17 protein-coding genes are annotated in these 20009 nt (G+C 36.6%); 8 read left to right on the top strand and 9 right to left on the bottom strand.

The annotated features are described in order from the left end of the window. Nucleotides 1-15: 15 nt before the first annotated feature. From M2372_RS08955 to M2372_RS08965, 3 genes are read right to left on the bottom strand one after another with little or no spacing between them, the layout of a single operon-like run. Nucleotides 16-633, bottom strand: a complete 618-nt coding sequence (locus tag M2372_RS08955; RefSeq protein WP_123319962.1) for a hypothetical protein — start codon at nucleotides 631-633, stop codon at nucleotides 16-18. Nucleotides 634-642: 9 nt separating this feature from the next. Further along, nucleotides 643-1035, bottom strand: a complete 393-nt coding sequence (locus tag M2372_RS08960; RefSeq protein ID WP_123319963.1) for a DUF3408 domain-containing protein — start codon at nucleotides 1033-1035, stop codon at nucleotides 643-645. Nucleotides 1036-1038: 3 nt separating this feature from the next. Further along, nucleotides 1039-1806, bottom strand: a complete 768-nt coding sequence (locus M2372_RS08965; protein WP_123319964.1) for a ParA family protein — start codon at nucleotides 1804-1806, stop codon at nucleotides 1039-1041. 633 nt (nucleotides 1807-2439) lie between these two features. Between M2372_RS08965 and mobA the strand changes: the two genes are divergently transcribed. From mobA to mobC, 3 genes are all read left to right on the top strand, one after another. Beyond that, on the top strand, nucleotides 2440-2874 hold the full coding sequence (gene mobA / locus M2372_RS08970) for a conjugal transfer protein MobA (protein WP_123319965.1): 435 nt from the start codon (nucleotides 2440-2442) through the stop codon (nucleotides 2872-2874). After that, a complete protein-coding gene (gene mobB / locus M2372_RS08975) occupies nucleotides 2871-4118 on the top strand; it encodes a conjugal transfer protein MobB (protein WP_123319966.1) in 1248 nt (415 codons plus the stop codon). The genes mobA and mobB overlap by 4 nt, the downstream gene beginning before the upstream one ends. Before the next feature lie 124 nt (nucleotides 4119-4242). Next, nucleotides 4243-6243 (top strand): conjugal transfer protein MobC, encoded by a 2001-nt coding sequence (gene mobC, locus M2372_RS08980; RefSeq protein ID WP_123319967.1) that lies wholly within the window; start codon nucleotides 4243-4245, stop codon nucleotides 6241-6243. A 51-nt stretch (nucleotides 6244-6294) separates the two neighbouring features. Here mobC and M2372_RS08985 read toward each other — a convergent pair whose 3' ends face one another. Continuing rightward, the gene (locus M2372_RS08985) at nucleotides 6295-7140 is read right to left on the bottom strand and encodes an RteC domain-containing protein (RefSeq protein WP_123319968.1); all 846 of its coding nucleotides are present in this window, start codon (nucleotides 7138-7140) and stop codon (nucleotides 6295-6297) included. Between the two features lie 46 nt (nucleotides 7141-7186). Beyond that, nucleotides 7187-8890, bottom strand: a complete 1704-nt coding sequence (locus M2372_RS08990) for an AraC family transcriptional regulator (protein WP_123319969.1) — start codon at nucleotides 8888-8890, stop codon at nucleotides 7187-7189. Between the two features lie 277 nt (nucleotides 8891-9167). On the opposite strand from M2372_RS08990, the gene M2372_RS08995 reads away from it, so the two are divergent. From M2372_RS08995 to M2372_RS09010, 4 genes are read left to right on the top strand one after another with little or no spacing between them, the layout of a single operon-like run. Then, complete coding sequence (locus M2372_RS08995; protein WP_123319970.1) at nucleotides 9168-9404, top strand: hypothetical protein; 237 nt, start codon at nucleotides 9168-9170, stop codon at nucleotides 9402-9404. A 12-nt stretch (nucleotides 9405-9416) separates the two neighbouring features. Beyond that, the gene (locus M2372_RS09000) at nucleotides 9417-9584 is read left to right on the top strand and encodes a hypothetical protein (protein ID WP_156121964.1); all 168 of its coding nucleotides are present in this window, start codon (nucleotides 9417-9419) and stop codon (nucleotides 9582-9584) included. Nucleotides 9585-9602: 18 nt separating this feature from the next. Beyond that, complete coding sequence (locus M2372_RS09005) at nucleotides 9603-11123, top strand: DoxX family protein (protein WP_123319971.1); 1521 nt, start codon at nucleotides 9603-9605, stop codon at nucleotides 11121-11123. 25 nt (nucleotides 11124-11148) lie between these two features. Beyond that, nucleotides 11149-11421, top strand: a complete 273-nt coding sequence (locus M2372_RS09010) for a hypothetical protein (protein ID WP_123319972.1) — start codon at nucleotides 11149-11151, stop codon at nucleotides 11419-11421. Nucleotides 11422-11455: 34 nt separating this feature from the next. Here M2372_RS09010 and M2372_RS09015 read toward each other — a convergent pair whose 3' ends face one another. Genes M2372_RS09015 through M2372_RS09025 form a run of 3 tightly spaced genes read right to left on the bottom strand, consistent with a single transcriptional unit; the run spans nucleotide 11456 to nucleotide 18373 of the window. Then, nucleotides 11456-14014 (bottom strand): S9 family peptidase, encoded by a 2559-nt coding sequence (locus M2372_RS09015; RefSeq protein WP_228455734.1) that lies wholly within the window; start codon nucleotides 14012-14014, stop codon nucleotides 11456-11458. Then, nucleotides 13948-15324 (bottom strand): RagB/SusD family nutrient uptake outer membrane protein, encoded by a 1377-nt coding sequence (locus M2372_RS09020; protein ID WP_123319974.1) that lies wholly within the window; start codon nucleotides 15322-15324, stop codon nucleotides 13948-13950. Before M2372_RS09020 ends, M2372_RS09015 begins: the two co-directional genes overlap by 67 nt. A 55-nt stretch (nucleotides 15325-15379) precedes the next feature. Further along, nucleotides 15380-18373, bottom strand: a complete 2994-nt coding sequence (locus M2372_RS09025) for a SusC/RagA family TonB-linked outer membrane protein (RefSeq protein ID WP_123319975.1) — start codon at nucleotides 18371-18373, stop codon at nucleotides 15380-15382. A gap of 670 nt (nucleotides 18374-19043) precedes the next feature. Here M2372_RS09025 and M2372_RS09030 point away from each other — a divergent pair. Then, complete coding sequence (locus tag M2372_RS09030; RefSeq protein ID WP_123319976.1) at nucleotides 19044-19292, top strand: helix-turn-helix domain-containing protein; 249 nt, start codon at nucleotides 19044-19046, stop codon at nucleotides 19290-19292. A gap of 15 nt (nucleotides 19293-19307) precedes the next feature. Here M2372_RS09030 and M2372_RS09035 read toward each other — a convergent pair whose 3' ends face one another. Continuing rightward, nucleotides 19308-19457, bottom strand: coding sequence for a hypothetical protein (locus tag M2372_RS09035; protein ID WP_185018837.1), 150 nt, complete (start codon nucleotides 19455-19457; stop codon nucleotides 19308-19310). Nucleotides 19458-20009: the final 552 nt, after the last annotated feature.

The raw sequence follows: 20009 nt of genomic DNA on the forward strand, positions 1-20009 counted from the left end.
AAAAGGGGAATTTGCCTAAACAAACTCCCCAATATCGAAACCTTCAACACCATCTTTGTAACTGGAAGATATGCCTTCAACATCATTCGAAATGCTCTGACTTAACAAATTTGAAATACGCTTCGAAGCCTCCCCCAACGAATTCTCCAAAAGATCAAAAAGCTCGGTCCCATGAATTTTTTGAATTATAGCAACTGCTTGCTGTTCTAAATCAGGTTCCAGCATATTCCGCTGTAACAGCTGACCCGCAGTACTCAATTCCTGAAAGGTAACCCCTGTAGCAAACCCGCTTTCGATATTAGAGTCCTGATACTTCCAATCTTCTTCCTCCTGCCCCCAATTATCCTTGATTAGGATATCATCAAGATTTTTATTCTCGGCTACATCTTCAGCTTTCCCGTTTCTGGTTTCTGATTCAAAATTATCTTCTACTAATGAAGTAAATTCAAGGTGGCTTTCAGTGGCTTCAACTGGCAAACCTTTTCTTTTTGTTTGCTTAATATCTCCCATTATAGATGGAGAAATTTTCTTAGTATTACACCCATCTTTCTCACGGACTTTGACTGGGAATCTTCTGTTGAGAAGAATTAGAATGATAACGATTAATAAACCTATAATGATTATTTTTTCCATAAAATGATATTAAAAGATGGGACGGTATTTGTTATTGAAATCATCAGTGATTTCCTTTTCAAACATTTCAAAATGATACGCCAGTATATTATCCAGATAAGCATACAGAGGAATCTGGTCATCGGCGATGATTTGAATAATGCGTGAGAGGCGCTCGTGATATTCAGGACGGATATAGATACTTTTATCACCACGCTTTGTCATTGTATGATGAGTAAGAAACTGTTCCATATAGCTTATATCTGAGGATTTCTTAGTATTCAATTTATTTTTTTTTACAGCTTTCTCCTTTTGGAGATCTGCATTTTGTACAGGAACTTCTTTCTGGGGACTTCCTGCCATAATGGACATCAGATATTGTTCATCGATACCGTTCTCTTCATTGTTATTGTCCTGTTCCATAATTTATAGTTTTACAATTCTTAAAAATTCTTCTACAAATTGATCCAACCTGCATTGAGCTAACAATTTAGGATCTGCAGGCAGTAAAGTCGATCGGAAAACAGTCTTTGTAATAGCCTCCCCTTCCTTTCTAAATCTTTTACTGTCTGTAATGCTTGTTTCCATAAGTGGCAGCCCTAAATCTAAAATCACTTTACTGTAGTTTTTGTAGAGCAACGTCCGTTCTCTTCCATCCACCTGATTCCAGAAAAGATGGACTGCCCGGATTCCCGTTTGAGTTTCTTTCATCAATACATTGGTTAGAACATCAGTGAAACTTAACGTACTTTCAAGCACAACACGATCCGCAGTAATGGGTGAAAAAATATAATGGACTTTCGTCAAAGTTTTTAAAATACCAGCCGTATTCACAGTTCCCGGTAGATCTAAAAATATAACATCAGGAATTGTTTCAGATCCAACAACATAAGCATCCATATCCTCTAAAACTTGGTCGGCTTTACTCTGGAAAATGGGATACGCTTTTTTATTAATACTCGTAAATTGTTTGTGAGCGATCTTTTTTAAAATCTCATTCTGCATCACCATTTTTAAATCCCGCTCTCTCATCTGAAGTAAACTGTACTGAGGAAAGTCACAGTCAAAAACGGCAACATGATACCTCATCCGATAATGAAGAATACTTGCTAGAAGTGATGTAAAAGTGCTTTTTCCTACCCCTCCTTTTTGGGTGGAAAATGCAATAATTGTAGGTTGGTTCTTTGTTTTCATTTTGCTTGATTTTGGTTATACATAATTGGGAAGAAAGACTGATTGACAGCCCCTGGCAATACATATATCAGGTTCACTGTACTGCTTTCAGTGCTACTGGACGGAATTCCCGAAAGCTGTATTGACTTCAATCAGTTCTGGCTGAATGCCATTCATCCTGCAATCCTGAAAAATTGCTTTCCTGAAGACTATCTTTCACAGAGACTATCTTGACGGCTGGAATTCCGGAAGGCTGGCATGCTGGATTTCCACTATTCAGGATTTCTATCAGATCTGCAGTCAGGAAATCCCGCCCTCAATCTGATACAAATGAATACGATTTCTTCTTCGAAATATTCTTAATGGTCGTTTTTGGCTTTAAGTGACTGTCTTTGACTTTCTTTCTAATATTGTCCCTACAAATGATTGTGGTTTACTTTGTTTCAGAAGACTAAGGAGGTCTTGGGAAATTGAACTTTATGAATGCGATCAGTATTACATCTGCTTTATTACTGGAATTTCCTTTCACCCGAAAGGAGCAAGTTATGTTTTGAGTGCCTCATAACTATTTTCGTGCCTCAAAACAACTTGCCCTGGCTGGGGCTTTAAAAATCACTCCGAAGTCATGATTTTGTTAATATTAAATTGGATGCTATGGACGTAAATAATAAAAATAAAGGTGGACGTAAGCCTAAACTTCGCCCCAGTAAAAATAGATATGTATTCCGTCTTACGGATGAAGAAAACATTAATTTTCTAAAATTGTATGAGGCATCAGGAATGAACAGCAAAGCGAAATTTATTACAACAATTTTGTTTCAGAAAGAATTAAAAATTGTAAAAGTGGATATTTCAACAATAGATTATCATACTCAACTCACTAAATTCTTTTATCAGTTTCAATCGATTGGAAACAATTATAATCAGATTGTAAAAATTTTATACCGAAACTTTACTGAGAAAAAAGCTTCTTTCTATCTCTTTAAACTGGAAAATCATACCAGAGAACTAGCTTTAATTTGTAAGCAGATTATAGAACTTACCAAAGAATTTGAACAAAACCATATTCAAAAAAATTATGAAAAATGATCGCTAAAATTGGAAAAGGTGAAAACCTATGGGGTGCGCTTACCTACAATCAACAGAAAGTAGACAACGAAAAAGGAACTGTTTTATTTACTAACAAGATTCCTGATTTGTGGGATCGACCTTATTCGGTTAAATTTTTTCATCAGTATTTTGAACCCTACTTGATAGCCAATAACAAAACTGAAAAACCGGTAAGACATATCTCACTTAATCCTGATCCTGGAGATAAGGTTAATGACAAAGATTATCGGGAAATGGCCCAGCAATATATGCAGGAAATGGGTTATGGCAACCAACCCTACGTTGTCTTTAAACATACGGATATTGACAGGACTCACATTCATATCGTCACCACGTGTGTCCAGATCGATGGGAAGAAAATATCAGATCGCTATGATCACCCCCGATCAATGGAAGTCTGCAGGAAATTGGAAAAACGATACAACATAAAGGTTGCTGGTGAGAATAGAAGTTTAAATCAAAGCCCTATTTTTAAACCTGTAGATTATACTAAGGGGAATATCAAAACACAATTATCATCAGTAATAAGACACATGCCTCAAACATACAGCTTTCAAAGTATAGGTGCATATAACGCTTTACTCTCTCAATTCAATATCTCCGTTGAAGAAATTAGCGGAGAGCTTCATGGTAAAATGAGAAAAGGAATGGTCTATTTTGCTACAGATAAAAATGGAAAAAAAATAAGTTCCCCTTTTAAATCATCCCTTTTTGGCAAACGGGCAGGGTTGGAAAATATTCAGGTCCTCATTGAGAAGTCAAAAATGAAAAATAATCCTTCAAAACTCATTCTTAAAAGAACTATAGAAACTGCAATTAGCACAAGCAAATCGGAAGCTTCTTTTAAGACTCAACTTTTGGAACAGGGAATCGCTACAGTCATACGAAAGAATGATGAGGGAAGGATCTACGGAATCACATTTATAGATCATAACTCCAAATCTGTTTGGAATGGTTCACAGTTGAGTAAAGAGCTTTCAGCCAACTCATTCAATAAACTATGGAATGAGGTAGAAATAAAGCGTGAAACAAAATACGATCATAATGATCACTTTAATTTATCTCAGGAAATATGCAAACAACAATTTCTTACGGATAGCATCAGCGGAGTTTTTGACGGATTTTTTAGCGGTTTATTATCTTCAGATACTAATGAGGATCAGGAGGAACAAATTTTCGAATCACAAATGAAAAAGAGACAAAGAAAAAGAAGAAAAAAATAATATTCTTTTGATAAACTACCTTTATAATTATACTCTCAGAGCCATAGTCAGCCAATAGATGCATGCAACGGCGCATTTATAGTTGAGAATACGTAATCCTGTATTTATGCGTCTAAAATGTTATATGCAGGGTGAAGACGATTTAAGAGGGCTTGCTAAAATCATGGCATTTATGCGAGCGGTCAGTATTATTATGGTATTAATGCATCTGTATTGGTTTTGTTACGGATTTTTTACACAGCAACAATGGACACTGGAACTTATCAATAAGATTCTTTATAATTTTAATAAGACCGCAGGCCTTTTTTCTCAACCTATTTATTCTAAGCTGTTCGCAATAGTTTTACTAGCTTTGAGTTGCCTTGGAACAAAGGGAGTCAAAAATGAAAAGATCACTTGGAAAAAAATTAGTATTGTTTTTTCTATTGGTTTTGTCTTATTCTTTTTAAACGCAATCCTCTTACAATCTGCCCGCAGTTTCACTTCTGTACTTTATATTCTATCTACTGGTTCCGGCTACATCTTCTTGATGCAGGCAGGAGTCTGGATAGGCCGTTTACTCAAAACAAACTTAATGACCGATGTTTTTAACAATGAGAATGAAAGCTTTCAGCAGGAAACCCAATTACTCTATAATGAATATTCTGTTAACCTTCCTACACAGTTCTATTATCAGGGAAACTGGCATCAGGGATGGATTAATGTGGTGAATCCTTTTCGTGCCACCATTGTCTTAGGAACTCCAGGTTCAGGAAAATCCTATGCTGTTGTCAACAACTATATAAGACAGCATATCGAAAAAGGATTTTCCATGTATATCTATGATTTTAAATTCGATGATTTATCAACCATTGCGTACAACCATCTTCTCAATCATTCTGATGCTTATACCGTAAAGCCGAAATTCTATATCATCAACTTTGACGACCCTAGAAAAAGCCATCGATGTAATCCTTTAAACCCCGATTTTATGACGGATATATCGGATGCTTACGAAGCTGCCTACACCATCATGTTAAATCTCAATAGAAGCTGGATACAAAAACAGGGTGACTTCTTTGTTGAAAGTCCCATTATATTGTTAGCTGCAATCATATGGTTTCTTAAGATATATAAGAACGGTAAATACTGTACTTTTCCACATGCTATTGAACTGCTTAACAAAAAATATGAAGAGGTCTTTACGATATTAACCTCTTATTCTGAATTAGAGAACTACCTATCTCCTTTTATGGATGCATGGCAAGGGGGTGCCCAGGATCAATTGCAGGGGCAAATCGCTTCTGCAAAGATTCCTTTGTCAAGAATGATCTCACCACAATTATACTGGGTAATGACCGGAGACGATTTTTCTTTGGATATCAATAATCCCAATGAGCCTAAAATTCTGTGTGTTGGAAATAATCCTGATCGTCAGAATATTTATTCTGCTGCTCTTGGGCTATACAATTCGAGAATTGTGAAGCTGATTAATAAAAAAGGACAGTTGAAGAGTTCGGTGATTATTGATGAGTTGCCTACTATTTATTTCAGAGGACTGGATAATTTAATTGCTACTGCCAGAAGTAATAAAGTTTCCGTATGTCTTGGATTCCAGGATTTTTCTCAGTTGACAAGAGACTATGGAGATAAGGAAAGTAAAGTCATTCAGAATACGGTCGGCAATATTTTCAGCGGTCAGGTGGTTGGGGAAACAGCAAAAACCTTATCTGAACGTTTTGGAAAAATACTGCAAAAAAGACAGAGTATATCCATCAATAGGAACGATACTTCGACCTCTATTTCTACCCAATTGGACAGTTTGATACCTGCTTCGAAGATCTCTACCCTGACCCAGGGATTTTTTGTCGGTGCTGTATCTGATAACTTTGATGAAAGGATTCAGCAGAAGATTTTTCATTCCGAGATTGTCGTAGACAATGTTAAGCTTTCTCAAGAAATGAAAAGTTTTCAGCAGATACCACCGATCCGATCCTTTATTGATGAAGACGGGAATGATTCTATGACCAGGCAGATTCAGGATAATTACAGAGAAATTAAGTCAGATATTCTCAATATCATCACAGATGAAATGGATCGAATAAAAAATGATCCTGATTTGCAGCATTTATTGAAATCGGATTAAAGAATGAAACCTCAAATACCATACGATTTGAGGTTTTCATTTGTATGTATGTTACTCAGCATCAATGTTCATAAAATATTGATTCAAATTGTCACTCACCAATTGAAGGAATTTGGTTGGTCCCTGTTTCCGGTTACGGATTTCAAAGATGGTTTTATGAAAGTTACCTAAATCGCAATCCAATGACTTTTCTGTAAATTTTATGACTTCGCTTAACTCTATATTACCGCCGTTAAAACAACGCATCTGGTAAAGTGCATAGATAAGCTCTATAAGACCGACCTTTGACCCCGACCAGCTCAAAGGAGAAAATACTTTTGTGGTAAAGGTATCATTTGAATTTTCGATTTGCTTCTTTAAATACTGATCGAACTGCTGATTGGAAATAAATCTGGCGATCATATGATCGTGGGATGTTGTAAAACTTGGATCATAATTATAAAATCCGGATGATAGCTTCATTTTTAGGTCGTAGGAATTACGAACAAATATTTTATGATCAAGATAGGTTGCTTCCCGTTTATAGTAACTGTAAAATTCAGAATGCTCCAAATAAAAGTCTTTCAACTTTTCCTGTTCTGCTTCATAATATTTTTTTAAAGTCTTATTTCCGGCAGCCGGCTTATGAGATTCAATATCCAGTACTGCAGAATAATAAATAAATTTTGAGATAAACTGCGGTTTCAGTTTTTTAAAAAAGAATACTTCTTCAGCAATATGATCAAAATGATGGTTGGAAACCAAAAGTTTTAATTTCCTTATCGACTCATCAATAATAAGTAATGCCTTTTCTGAAATTTTGATCAGATCATTTCCGTCAGCATTGACTTCGTTAATCTTTAGGTCCAGATCCTCCAATAACTTCGAAGCTCTTTTAAAAATAGTTTTTGTTACCATGTCCTTTTTTCAGGAATTTACAAAAATTACCTAAAGCATTACGTAATCAACTAATACCCAGCTCCTTTTTCCGATTCTTTATATAATCTGTTGGTCGGATGCCATTGATATCGAAAAACAAATTTGAAAAGTTCTGGCGTGCCGCTATACCGCATTCATCAGCCAGAGCCTCGATAGTATAATTTAAATATTTACTGTTGGTATTAAGTAGGTTAGTGATATAATTAATTCTCAGTTCAGCCATGTATTTATTAAAATTCATCCCTTTTTGTTCATTGATATAAACCGAAAGATAGTGGGAATTGGTTCCCAGCTTTAAAGCAATACTTTTCTGCGTAATCCCTTTCTTTTTGAAATGTTGCTCCTGCTCAAACTTCTGAAGTTTTTCTTTAATTTCTAAAGCCATTTCCGGGGTAAGAGAAGTCTTTCTTACAGGCAGCTCTATCATTTCTTCTCTTAAAATATCATTCATATTATATTTTCCTTCAGCAATTCTCTTTTGAAGAAGCTGATATTGTTTTTTTATCTTTTGATCTCTTCGATACCTGACAACAAAAAACCCAAGAACTACACTTCCTGAAGCAATAAGTATCTGGGCAAATAGTATTTTTTTAGTACTTGATCTCTCGATTTCTTCTTTTGCATCCATCAGTGTACGTCGGTCAAAATCTTTATGAAGTTTCAAAGATAAATAGGGAAAATCTTTACTGATTAAACTGTCAGCTTTTAAAAGCTGATTGGTATAGTACAGTTGCTTTTCTAGGTCTTTATCTTTATAATGATCGATAAGATAGTGATAACTCTTATAAACCTCTGGAAGTATAAAATCATGTTTATTGAAAATAGAATCTATTTTGTTATAACATCCTACAGCCTTATTTACATTATCCTGTGCTTCATAGGTTTTACCCAGATAATAATATACTACAGAAGCCCAGGCGAAATCATTTCTCTTTAGAATATTGGGTAAAGATCTTTGCAAGTGATCCTGAGCACCAACATAATCTTTATGATGAAATCTGGAAATTCCGATGCATTTTAGGAAATAGCTTTTTTCAAGCACAAAATCATTATTATTGGCAGTTAGCCGATAACCTAAATTGCTTAAACTATCACTCTTGGCAAAATGATGCAGATATCTGTTGAGGACAGTCAATTGATGTAAGCAGTTGAGATACGCCTTCTCAAAGTTAAACTGTTCATTTTCATGATGGTTTTCATTCAACTTTGACCTGTAAAATGAAGTACATTCAAGAAAATGCTTCATGGCGTCATCATAATAGCCCAAATGACTTTTTACAATTCCTAAATGATAAAGGACTTTATACCTATGGTACTCATCTTTTGAGCCTTTTGAATGCGTATAGGCTTTAATGTATTCATTTAAAGCCAGCTTAAATTTTTTTTGATAAAAATAATAGATGATTCCCTTGCTTAAATATTCTTTACTGATGTCATCTTGGCTTCCATGCTGCAAACTGACAGTGAGTGCACTGTCAGCATACTTCATCTTGTTTTTATAGTCAAACTGTCTTGCATCTCTATACCCTTGAATCAGCTTTGAAAAATTATTTTCGTTTTTTGCTTTCTCAATGTACAGTTTTACATAAGGCATTGCATGAATGTCATCTATTGCCATTTTTTCATAAGGCTTTCTAATTTCACTGAAAGTTTTTTCCTCTTTCTTTTGTGAAAATAAAAATTGTGAAAAAACAGGAAATAAGATGAGAAAGCAATAAAACTTTTTCATAGACTGATATTTAGAACCTCACCATCTCAAAAATAAACATTTATGTTTTAAATAAATCAAATTTCAATGAATTAAATAACAGAAAGACTAAAATCCTGTAAAATATGCAAATACAGCCACTTAAACTCTGATATCCGCATGTAGTAATTTTAAAATTGAGACGTAACAATTTTAAAATAGAGCCATATAACAGTTTTTTTTAGCTCATAAGCCGGATAATTTTGACATCAGAATTCTAATATAATCCGGCCGGGATAACCCAATTAAAATTATCAAAATGAAAAAGTTTATCCCATTTTTTAGCATAATCATCGTAGCAGTTTGTCTACAAAACTGCACCCATCGAGATGAAGATATGATTTCAAATAGTGAATATATTGAAAAATCAGAGCCCACAATAAATGGCTTAGTAATGAAACAGGATTCTGCTAAATCCTTAGAAGTCATTGAAGATCCTGGAACAAAAGATCCTCCTGTCAGAGACGGTGATAATTGGCGGCTTACTCAGGATTAAAAACAAAAAAATATGATTCCCCATACCTCCATATCAGTTGTTACAGGCTTACCATGTCCAAAGAGTGGCATCTGGGAAAGTATGGGGAATTTCAAAACAACTGTAACCCTCTTTAAGGGTGAACCGATGCCTGAATATTGCGGATGGAAAATCAAATGGAGACTGGTTCAGGTCTGTTAAACCCAATAATGACATGCCATGAAAAACGTACAAACTATCTTTATCAAAACTGTTTCCTGCTTTTTTATTCTGTTGTTTGTGTATGCAAGTGTGAGCAAATTGCTTGATTTTGAAAACTTTCAAGTACAGATTGCTCAGTCACCTTTACTAAGTGCTTATGCAGGGGGTATTTCTTATGCTGTTATTATTGTAGAATTAATTATTGTACTGTTATTGATTTTTCCAAGCAGTAGATTAATCGGATTATACTTATCAACTGCCTTAATGTCAGCATTTACGATCTATATATTTCTCATTCTAAATTACAGTGACTTTGTTCCTTGTTCATGTGGAGGAATCTTGGAAAAAATGGGATGGACTGAACATCTGATTTTTAATATTCTTTGTGTAGTTATAGGAGGTCTATCTGTTCTTATCATCGGAAGAGCAAATCATAAGACTCACCGTAAAACTGCATTGATCTTAGGAATTTCCAATATTTTGAGTTGTATTCTTGTCATTGTTTTGTTTTTTAAGTCAGAATACATTATAAAACAGGAAAACAATTTTACAAGAAGGTTTCTGATGCATCCTATTTTAAAAGTAAAAAGTATGGATCTGGAGAACCATTCATTTTATTTTGCTGGTGCTAAAAATGAAGAGCTTTACTTAGCTAACCGAGGCCTCCCTCAAAATTTATTAGCAGTTGATTCACTTTTAAAAAAAGCTGTAAATACAAAGATTGATCTGGAACTCAGCAAATATCCATTTAAAAAAATAGAGATTAAAGTTAAAGATCACCATTATTATATCTATGATGGAAATGTACCCATCATATTAAAAGGCAAATTAGGTGATGCAAAAAACAAAGTAATCAGTTTTAACGATGCATTCTTTAGCCAGCTTGAAATTATTGACAGTAATAAAATTGCCATTCGCACCCTCTCATCTCAAACCAGGAATTTAACGCTGGGAACTATTTTAATCAATCACAATGGCAAAAATCAGGTGACACTGCATCCTGATTTACTTGAAAAGCAGTTGGATGGTTTTTTTGATTCCGACGGCTATCTTTCATCTGATCCTATAAGACCGACTGTCAGCTATATCTACAGTTATAGAAACCAATTTCTTGTCATGAACCATTCAATGCATCTTATTCACAGATGGAGAACTATTGATACGACTAAAATCGCACAGATTAAAGTAACATCGCTATCCAATGGAAAATCTAAAATGTCTAAACCTGCACTAAAAGTTAACGGGCAGGCGATCGTATACAGAGGTCTGTTATTTAACCCTGCTCGATTAAGAGGAAGACATGAATCTTTAAACAGATGGAAGGAAAGCAAAGTTATTGACATCTATAATACCGAATCTCAGGAATATATTGGCAGCATGTACATCGACAATATTAAAAATAACAGCATGTCAGATTTTAGAGTCACCGATGAGCATTTGTACGCAATTATTGGAAATCAGCTGGTACAATATAAACTTACCCAGCCCCTGAAAAAACATTTTAAAAACGGGGAAGCCGAAAACCGTGTTTCAGAGTAGGCAGCAAATCAAATATTTTTTTATTATGAAAAAAATTCTTTTTCCTGTCATCCTGGTAGCACTGGGAACAGGGTCAGCTTTTGCCACCATGGTGGCAAAGAAGAGTACACGAGCTTTAGAACCGGCTTACAGAATTGTTAGCTTAGGTGGTGGTCAGTTCAAATGTGAGGATGCTGATCAGGAATGCAGCAATATCGTTTCCGGTGATGTCTGTGAATGGGCATTGGATACCAGCGTTGAACTGCATAGAATCGGTTCAGGCACGATGTGTGGAACGCCACTTTATAAAATTCCTTAGTGCATTGTATAAAGTATTAATTAAATGAGGGACGCTATTCTGCGTCCCTTTTCATTTCTTTATCGATCCATCCTATATCTTTCCGGCTTTTCAGGTGATAGTCCCACCATTCCAAGATTTTAGTATTAAGATCCCTGATGTCTTCGGAACTTTTCTTGAAGGTGTGTTCCTGATCTGCATACATCAGTGCCACCACCTTTTTTCTGTTTCTTAATAATCCCATATAAAAGCTCATGGTTTGCGTTGGCGGAATATTCGTGTCTTTCTTACCTGCCCAAAGCAATACATGTGCGTTGACTTTCTCAATAAAATTGATCGGATTATTTTTATAATACAGGTCCTTATCCTCTGAAAAAGAAACTCCCATTGAAAACTGCCCGGTTTCAAATCTTGAATAGTCCGCTATTTTAAACAGTTCATTAAATGAAAAGTAAGTATTCATAATATCACTAAGACCTGCCCCCGAGACATAGGCTGCGAACCTTTCTGAATGGGTAGCGATAAAGTTGGTCTCATAACCACCGAATGAGTGTCCTGTCAAACCCATACGCCTGAAGTCAATATTTACATTTCCTTGAATCGCATCCAGTCCGGAATGAACACAATCAAGCGCCGAAATTCCCGGCCCCCTGTTATCAGAAATAATATCTGGCTGGAAAACCATATAACCGTTCTCAAGAAGCAGTCGGATATTGAATCCACTGGGTCCCCAGGCGGGATACAGGTATTTGTTGAATTCATCATGCTGAATACTGTATACCTGTACCACCAAAGGATATTTTTTTGTCTTGTCGAATTTAGTGGGATAATACAGAACTCCTTTCAGGTCCTTACCTTCACTGTTGGTGTATGAAATAACATTCTGCTGCAAGTCTATCGCTTTTTTATCATGAAGGTTGGTTGTATAAAGTACCTTCTTTTGACCTGATGATTTGCTTTTGCTGTACAACCGTGGAGACATGTTGTAGTTTTCTTCGATCGAATACATTAAATCATGCCTGCCCTTATATGAGAACATTTTGATCCTGTTGCTGGTGTAAGGCAGCATTTGCTTAAGTTTACCTTTATAAAAAGAATAATATCCGGAATCATTATGATTTTCTCTCCTGATATGCAGCATTAACGGCTGTGACATTTCAATAGTTCGTTGTGTTATCTTAAAAGATTCCATCTGATGAATCATTTTTCCACTGTATTCATAAAAGCTGATTTTGCTGTTCTCTTGTTTGAATACTGTTTTTAACATACCTGTTTTCAGATGATAATTGATCAGTCGGTCTCCTGCCGTAAAGAGCAAACTGCTATCCGGCATAAAGAGAGGATAGCTTAATGTTCCATTATAATCGATCATTTTTGTCTGCTTTAACAGATGATCGTAGACCATCCATTGATTCTTATACATCAGAAATCCGATGGTGTAACGGCTGTCCTTTCCTATGACCATTTCTGAAGCATTCTCAAAAACAAGTTCAGATTTGTTTTCTAAAAGGTCATATCGATATACATTCAGGCTTCTAAATCCGCGGTAATCATTGTCCTCTCTGGCATTATACGTCCAAAAATAACGTGGATGGTCTGTCGCTACATAAACCTGCATTGATTTGGGAGGGATAGAATGAACTTGATTATTTTTAACATTCCATACCATATACTGATGCTCAATCAGCCCTTGGTCCTTATTGCGCAGATATTTATCTCCTCCATACCATATTTCAAGTTTTCCAATTTTCTCCGGGAGGTTCCTCACGGAAATATCAATCAAAAAAGTTTCAGAATGACCTGCTTCGGTTACTTTTATGTTTTGGTCTTCTGCGAGGCTGATCCGGTTGTTATAAAACAGCTCCCCGTCTGCTACTCTCAACAATCTGATCCTGATCTTTCCATTGGAATCTGTTTTTTCCTTTTCTTTTAAGACAATAAATCTGTCTGCTCCCAAAAGATCCATCGCAACAATGTTAGTTGCAGTGGAATAAAGCAATTTCATCGTGCTTCCATACCATTTCAATATTTTGTGAAATCCTCCACTTTCAGCAAGAATATAAACCTGTCCCTGCTGCGTAATAGTATAGTTCAATGTTCCTGGCTCATGGTGAAGCACTTTTCCTTTGGCATTATAGATTTTCAGGTTTTTATCAGTACCCAATATGACATATTGCTTCTGGGTTTCATTGACATTGCATCGCTGTACACTATCATAAATTTCTCTTTTTTTGGACTTCAGCTCAATTAATTCAGCCCTGCCTACTCCTGAAGCAAAGACCGTATAATTGTTCAGAAAACTGATGTTACTCTTTTTTAAAATGGTATCGGATGGAATGACTGCTGATTGGCGGTCAAACACAAGAACTGAATCAGAATTATTCGCATACATTTTAGTCACCAAAACGAATCTCTGATCTTCAGATACCTTCATCTGACCTATCATCGTTGAGAAACGCGACATCCACTGGTCCAATTCCTTAATCGATCTCTGTGCATTAAAGCAATGTGGAGAAAACAGCAGAATAATTAAACAATACACTCTCATTAGTAACCTAAATTTTGAGGATTCAGATGGGGATTGAGCAGCAGTTCCTGTTGCGGAAGAGGCCATACTTTATGTTGATCTTTCCAGTTGGGTTTAGTCTGCTGCAATTCATTAAGCCTTCCTGCTCTTTTCAAATCAAGAAATCGATGTCCCATTTCCGTAAAAAACTCTTTTCTGTTTTCATTAAGGATTTCCTCAAGAAGCTGCTGTTGTGTAACAGAACTGCCTAGCAATGGCTGTCCTGCCCTTTGTTTGATCGGATTAATAAATGGCAGGGCCTCTGACATTTTATTTTGCTGTGCCAGAGCTTCTGCCAACAGCAAATAGGCCTCTTCCAGTCTGAAGACAATGGAATTTTCTGTAGAGTTAGAAGACCTTGCTTTGTATTTTTCCGCTCTGTACCAGGTGTTGCCCCCAACTGTAACAGATCCCATCCAATATTGCTTTCTAAGATCTCCATTCTGAAACGAGCTGACCAGAGATGCGGAAAGTGCCATGGAAGTAGGAGCAACATTGACAAAATAGTAAATAGTTGCTTCCCTCACCGCATCCCCATTGTTTTTAGGCTTGAGCTGCCAGATAATATGGCTGCCGTTTTTAAGAAAGACCTTGGTGATATCATTTTGAAACTGATACAGCGGACTCTGAACTACTTTTTTCAAGGTGGCTTCTACCTCACTCCATTTCAGCTGTTGCATCTGAACTTTGCCCAGAAGAAGCTGGGCTGCTTTTTTATTAATATAGATGCGTTCATTATTTTGGTATGTATCAGAAAGCAGTTCAATAGCTTCCTTCACATCAGATTCAATTCTCATCAGCACTTCTGCAGAAGGTGTTTTTGAAATACTCTGATTGATCATATAATTGGTGGTCACAGGAAAAGGAATATCTCCATAAACCTGCTGAACGTAAAAAAGGAGCAAAGAGCGGATAACCAGGGTCTCCCCTTTTATCCTTGCTTTATCAGCTGCCGGAATATGATCTGCTCCTTCCAGCCCTTCGAGTATGGAATTGCTGACATATATTTTCTGATACGCAGCATTCCAGAACGAACTGACAAACTGGTTGGAATCAATCTGTGTATTATTGGATAATTCGGGCAGTCCATTAGTGGCATTGACTGCATAGTAGGTCAGGTCATCAGTATAAAGCCCCAAAAGCCTTCCGCTTTGATCTCCCGTAACAGGTGATGATTCCCACAATCCGGCATACAGTCCAGATAATACGGCGTTGGCAGTCTGAGTATCACTGAAAACGGTTTCTGACAACATTTGATTGTCAGGCAAATCCACTTCCAGCATTTTTTCACACGATATAGCGGTACTCATCAGATAGATGAGCACTGCCATTATTATACTATTAAATATTGATTTCATTGTTTTTGTATTGGGTTAAATAATATGACGGTCTTTGGTTGCCGTTAAGCATTCATCACAGCGTAAGCTGAATGCCCAATGAATACGTCTTCAAAGGAGGCAGGAATCCAAAAGAGGTCATCTCGGGATCAATTCCAAAAAACTTCGTCCACGTCCAGAGGTTCTGCCCCTGAAAATAAAGTTTTACTTCCCTGAAAAGACCTGAGTCCAAAGAGAGATTATAGGTAAGCTGTACATTCTTAAGCCTTATAAATGAAGCGTCAGAAACACTGGCATCACTATTTTGAAAAAGGCTGTGCGAAGAATTTGACGTAGAGCGGTACGGCATATAAAGGCCATTGGGATTTGAAGGCGACCATACATTCAATGCCTCCACCGGGAGATTCGCCATAATACCTGGTGAAGACATTGCTGAGTTATAGTTTCGGCTCTGCTGCTTTACAAATTGCAACAAAAATGAAAAGTTCCAGTTTCGGTAGCGTAATTCATTGCTTAGTCCTCCGTAAAACTGCTGTCCAAGATTTCTGATCACCTGTCTGTCATCCGGTGATGCGATCTTTCCGTCGCCATTGAAATCGGTAAAATCATACACCAAGGTAGTGGGATTTACCCCCTGAAGCTGGTAGAGTTTAACAATGTTCACAGGCTGTCCGATCACATAAGTATTAGCATAGGATGAACCTTCAAGTCCAGGAAAGGAAATCAGCTTGTTTCGTGGAATAGTGATATTGAAAGAACTTTTCCATGAAAAATTTCCCTTATTGATAATTTCTCCGCTGGCCTCAAATTCAAATCCTGTATTCTGAATAACAGCATCCAGATTGGCAAGTACACTGCTGAATCCCGTTACTGAGGAAAGCTGATAGCCTACCAGTTGATTTCCTGAGCGGTTTCGGTAATAGGCAGCACTTAGGTTAAGCCTGTTGTTGAACAATCCAAGTTCAAGAGCAGCTTCTGTTTTGATGGTTCTTTCCCAGCTGAAATCAGGATTGTAGAGTTTTGTTGGAGCCAGTCCGGTACTGCCGTTATAGATGAGATTAGCCGTGGCAAAGGTATCAAGGTATTGGTAATCCCCGATATTATCACTTCCCGATGAACCATAACTTCCTCTCAGCTTTCCAAAACTGAGCCATGAGATGTTCTTCATAAAATCTTCTTCCGAAAACAACCATGCCGCCCCAACAGCACCGAACATGGCGTATTTATTATTGGGACCAAATCGACTGCTTCCGTCTCTTCTTCCAGTGATGTTGAGAATATACTTTTTATCGTACTGATAGTTGATTCTGCCGAAAAAAGCACCGTACCGGTATTCAGTACTGATCTGGTCAAGGACGACTTTATTGATTGCAGCACCTATATTATAGATAAAGGCATTACTCTCAAAACCAGATCCCTGGATTTCACCTCGGTCTGAAACATCTCTCTGATAAGTACCTCCCACCAGGATATCAAATTTATGTTTACCTTCTCTGTACATCCAGCTTATCTGGGGTTCTATCACCATAGACAGTCTGTTCTGGTTGGATTTTGAAGACATCGAATTGAGAGGTGTTGCCCCAGCAGAAGGGCTATACGCCGTACTTGGACGAAGTGACCATTCTTCAAAAGTCTGATAGGTTAAACCTCCATTGAGTTTGAGCTTAAAGTTGTCAAAAGCTTCATACTCCATACTGATATTGTTAAGGAATTGCAGATTGTTATTGGAATAGGAGTTCTCAAAAGCCGCTGCGGGATTCGTAAACGTATTGTTTTCCCAGTTAAGGTTACCTTCCGCATCATAAAGAGCGGGTGCATTGGGAGCCAGAATATACGACTGTCTTGTCGCATCAGAGGTAATCAGGTTGTTGTCTGTTGCTGTAAAAATATTGGATGAGTTGAAACTGAATTTTCTGTCAGTAGACCTGTGGCTGATATTTCCTGAAACGGTATTAGTCCTGTACCTGAAATCCCTGCCAAACACCGTGGTTTGTTCATTATGACCAAGACTGAGCAGGAAATTAGTATTTTCATTTCCCCCACTGACTGAAAGCTGGGTATTTGACAAAGCCGCATAATGACCAATCAGTTCCTTTCTCCAATCCGTATAACGGTTGGGATCCCATGTTCCGTTGATATCGTAGGCGTTAGCAGGATAGACAGAGATATTGCTATTGGCAAATGCCTGCTTTCTCATGTCAAGATACTGAGCAGTATTCATCATTTTAAGGTTTGAAATGGCATGGCTCAGACCATAGGAAGAGTTCAGGGTCAGTTTTAAATTTCCTTTTTTTCCTTTTTTGGTGGTCACCAGCACTACTCCATTAGCACCTCTTGAACCATAGATGGCAGTAGCATCAGCATCTTTGAGGATCTCGAAACTTTCAATATCGTTAGGATTGATGCTGTTTAACGGATTAATGTCTGCATTGGGAAGGATACTTCCGGCATAGGAGGAACTCATTCCTGTACCTACCGGAACACCATCAATAATATAGAGCGGCTGATTGCCATCAATTACGGAATTGCTTCGTGTCCTAAGACTATTTCTGCCTCTGATCTGAATATCAAATCCACCTCCGGGAGTTCCTGAATTCTGGGTGATACTGACTCCTGCCATTCTTCCCTGTGCTGCTGACAGGACATTGGAGACAGGCTGATTTTCTATATCTTTTGCTGAAACTTTGGCGATACTACCGGTTCTTTCTTTGTCTTTAACCTTGTAGTAGCCAGCGTTGAGAATAACTTCTTCGATTCCCTTTACTTTTTGTTCTAAGCTGATATTAACGACGGTCTGATTAGTGAGCGTGAATTTTTCTTCTGCATAATCAGGGTGTCTGAACAATAGGATAGTATTTTCTGCTGAAACCTGTAATCTATAGGTTCCGTTGTTGCCGGTCATGGTTACCTGATCACCGCCCTCTTGAGAGATTACAACTCCTGAGAGTCGTTTACCTGATGATGTAACAGTACCGGAAATAGTGCGTACTTGAGCTTTTATGTTGATGCTTACAGCGGTAAACATGAGCCCAAAGAAAATGCCTCCTATATTGTAATAGGAATTTTTCATAGATTTGTAAAAGTTTTTAATTTTCTAAAGATTAATTACTGAACTACGCTCTTTCCCGTTGGTCTCCAAACTGTATGGGAAGGGGCTTTTTTCTTTCTTCTGATTTTAAGTTGAGTAGTTTTTGATTCATTTTTTAGATAAAGACTTTCCTGATGCCCTTTGGTATGAAAAAGGACTGGTGAGGTTCTGCAATCAGTGACCGCAAGGCACCGGAAAGAATTTAATAGGAATGAAATCTGTGTTCCCGTGTAAGCTTTTTAAAGCCGCAATAGGTTGTACCCTCCTATTGTATCGTGTAGTCTGATACTATTTTTGAAAGCGGGCTTAGATTTTCAGCGATTACGGGCAACATTGGAAAAATAAAGCGTGGAACTTACTACATCATCGCTTGTACTAGAGGCATCGCCAAACACCTTGCAACAAACTCCGTAAGTAAGCCCACGCCTAGGTCGTGAGCTACTTTACTTATGGTCTCGTTGCGTTTGTTTGAAAATTGGCGATTTTCTAGTACGAGATTCTAAGCAATAGCTTCTATAATTAAATTTGAAGTATCGCAAAATTACTTTATTATGTAATTTATTCCAAATATAATAAAAAAATACAACGTGGGAAATAATACCCACTAATTATTTTACCTTTATATGGAAATTGCTATCAATTTGATATTGATATGGCAACAAACTCTGAAAAAATTGCATTTCTAAAAGGTTTTGGAAAAAGGGTTCAGGAATTACGAGAAGGAAAACAACTTAGCCTTAGACAATTGGCTCAAAATTGCGAAATAGACTATAGTGATATTGGTAAAATTGAAAAAGGTCTAAGAAATATTCAAATGTCTACAATACTAGAGCTATCTAAAGGATTAGACATAACTCCTCAAGAATTATTTAATTTTAAAATAAATGAAAATCCTAACTAATAGTTAGGATTTTTGTTATTTACCAATTTCTTTATAATAACGATCAGAACATTGTTTTAGAACTTCTTCTGTTTCTTTATACTCTTTTTTAGTTTGATAAAGATAAATTGATAAAACAACAATCGCAATAGTTGTAATAAAGCCGTAGATTTTTAGTGCTTTCATATTTGTGCTTTTTGTAAATATAATAATTTTAAGATAAAACACTTAATTTTAACAACATAACAAACAAAATCACTTTGATAAATGAATAAGCTTTTAATAATTGGAATAGCCGCTTTGCTCGCAGGATTCATTTTACAATATTGAATGTACCGTCGAAAATTTTATCGAAGAAATAGTTCTGGTAATGAAGCATTTTCCAGTTTTGAAATATCTGTCTTTACAAGGTTTTCTGAACAAATTCTGAAATGGCTATCTTACATTTTTATTATTATCGGAGTTCTATATTTGTGGCGGAATTATAGACATTCTAAAATTAACGAAGTTACTGCAAGTTTTTTAGCTCTGAAAACGCCTTCGGAATCATTAAGATAGAGTTAAAATAACATAAAATTCAAAAGAATACTAATGGTATCTCATTTATTACATGGTTTTGCAAAGATCTTAATCTATTTGAGTTTTCATGGTTACTAGTTCTTTAAATCCTCGGAAAATTTCGATTTTTTTTGTTTAAACTACATGTATTTTTATCAGAAACTAGCTTATAGACAATTT

It is taken from the genome of Chryseobacterium sp. BIGb0232, from assembly GCF_024810195.1.
GTDB classification, from domain to species: domain Bacteria; phylum Bacteroidota; class Bacteroidia; order Flavobacteriales; family Weeksellaceae; genus Chryseobacterium; species Chryseobacterium pennae.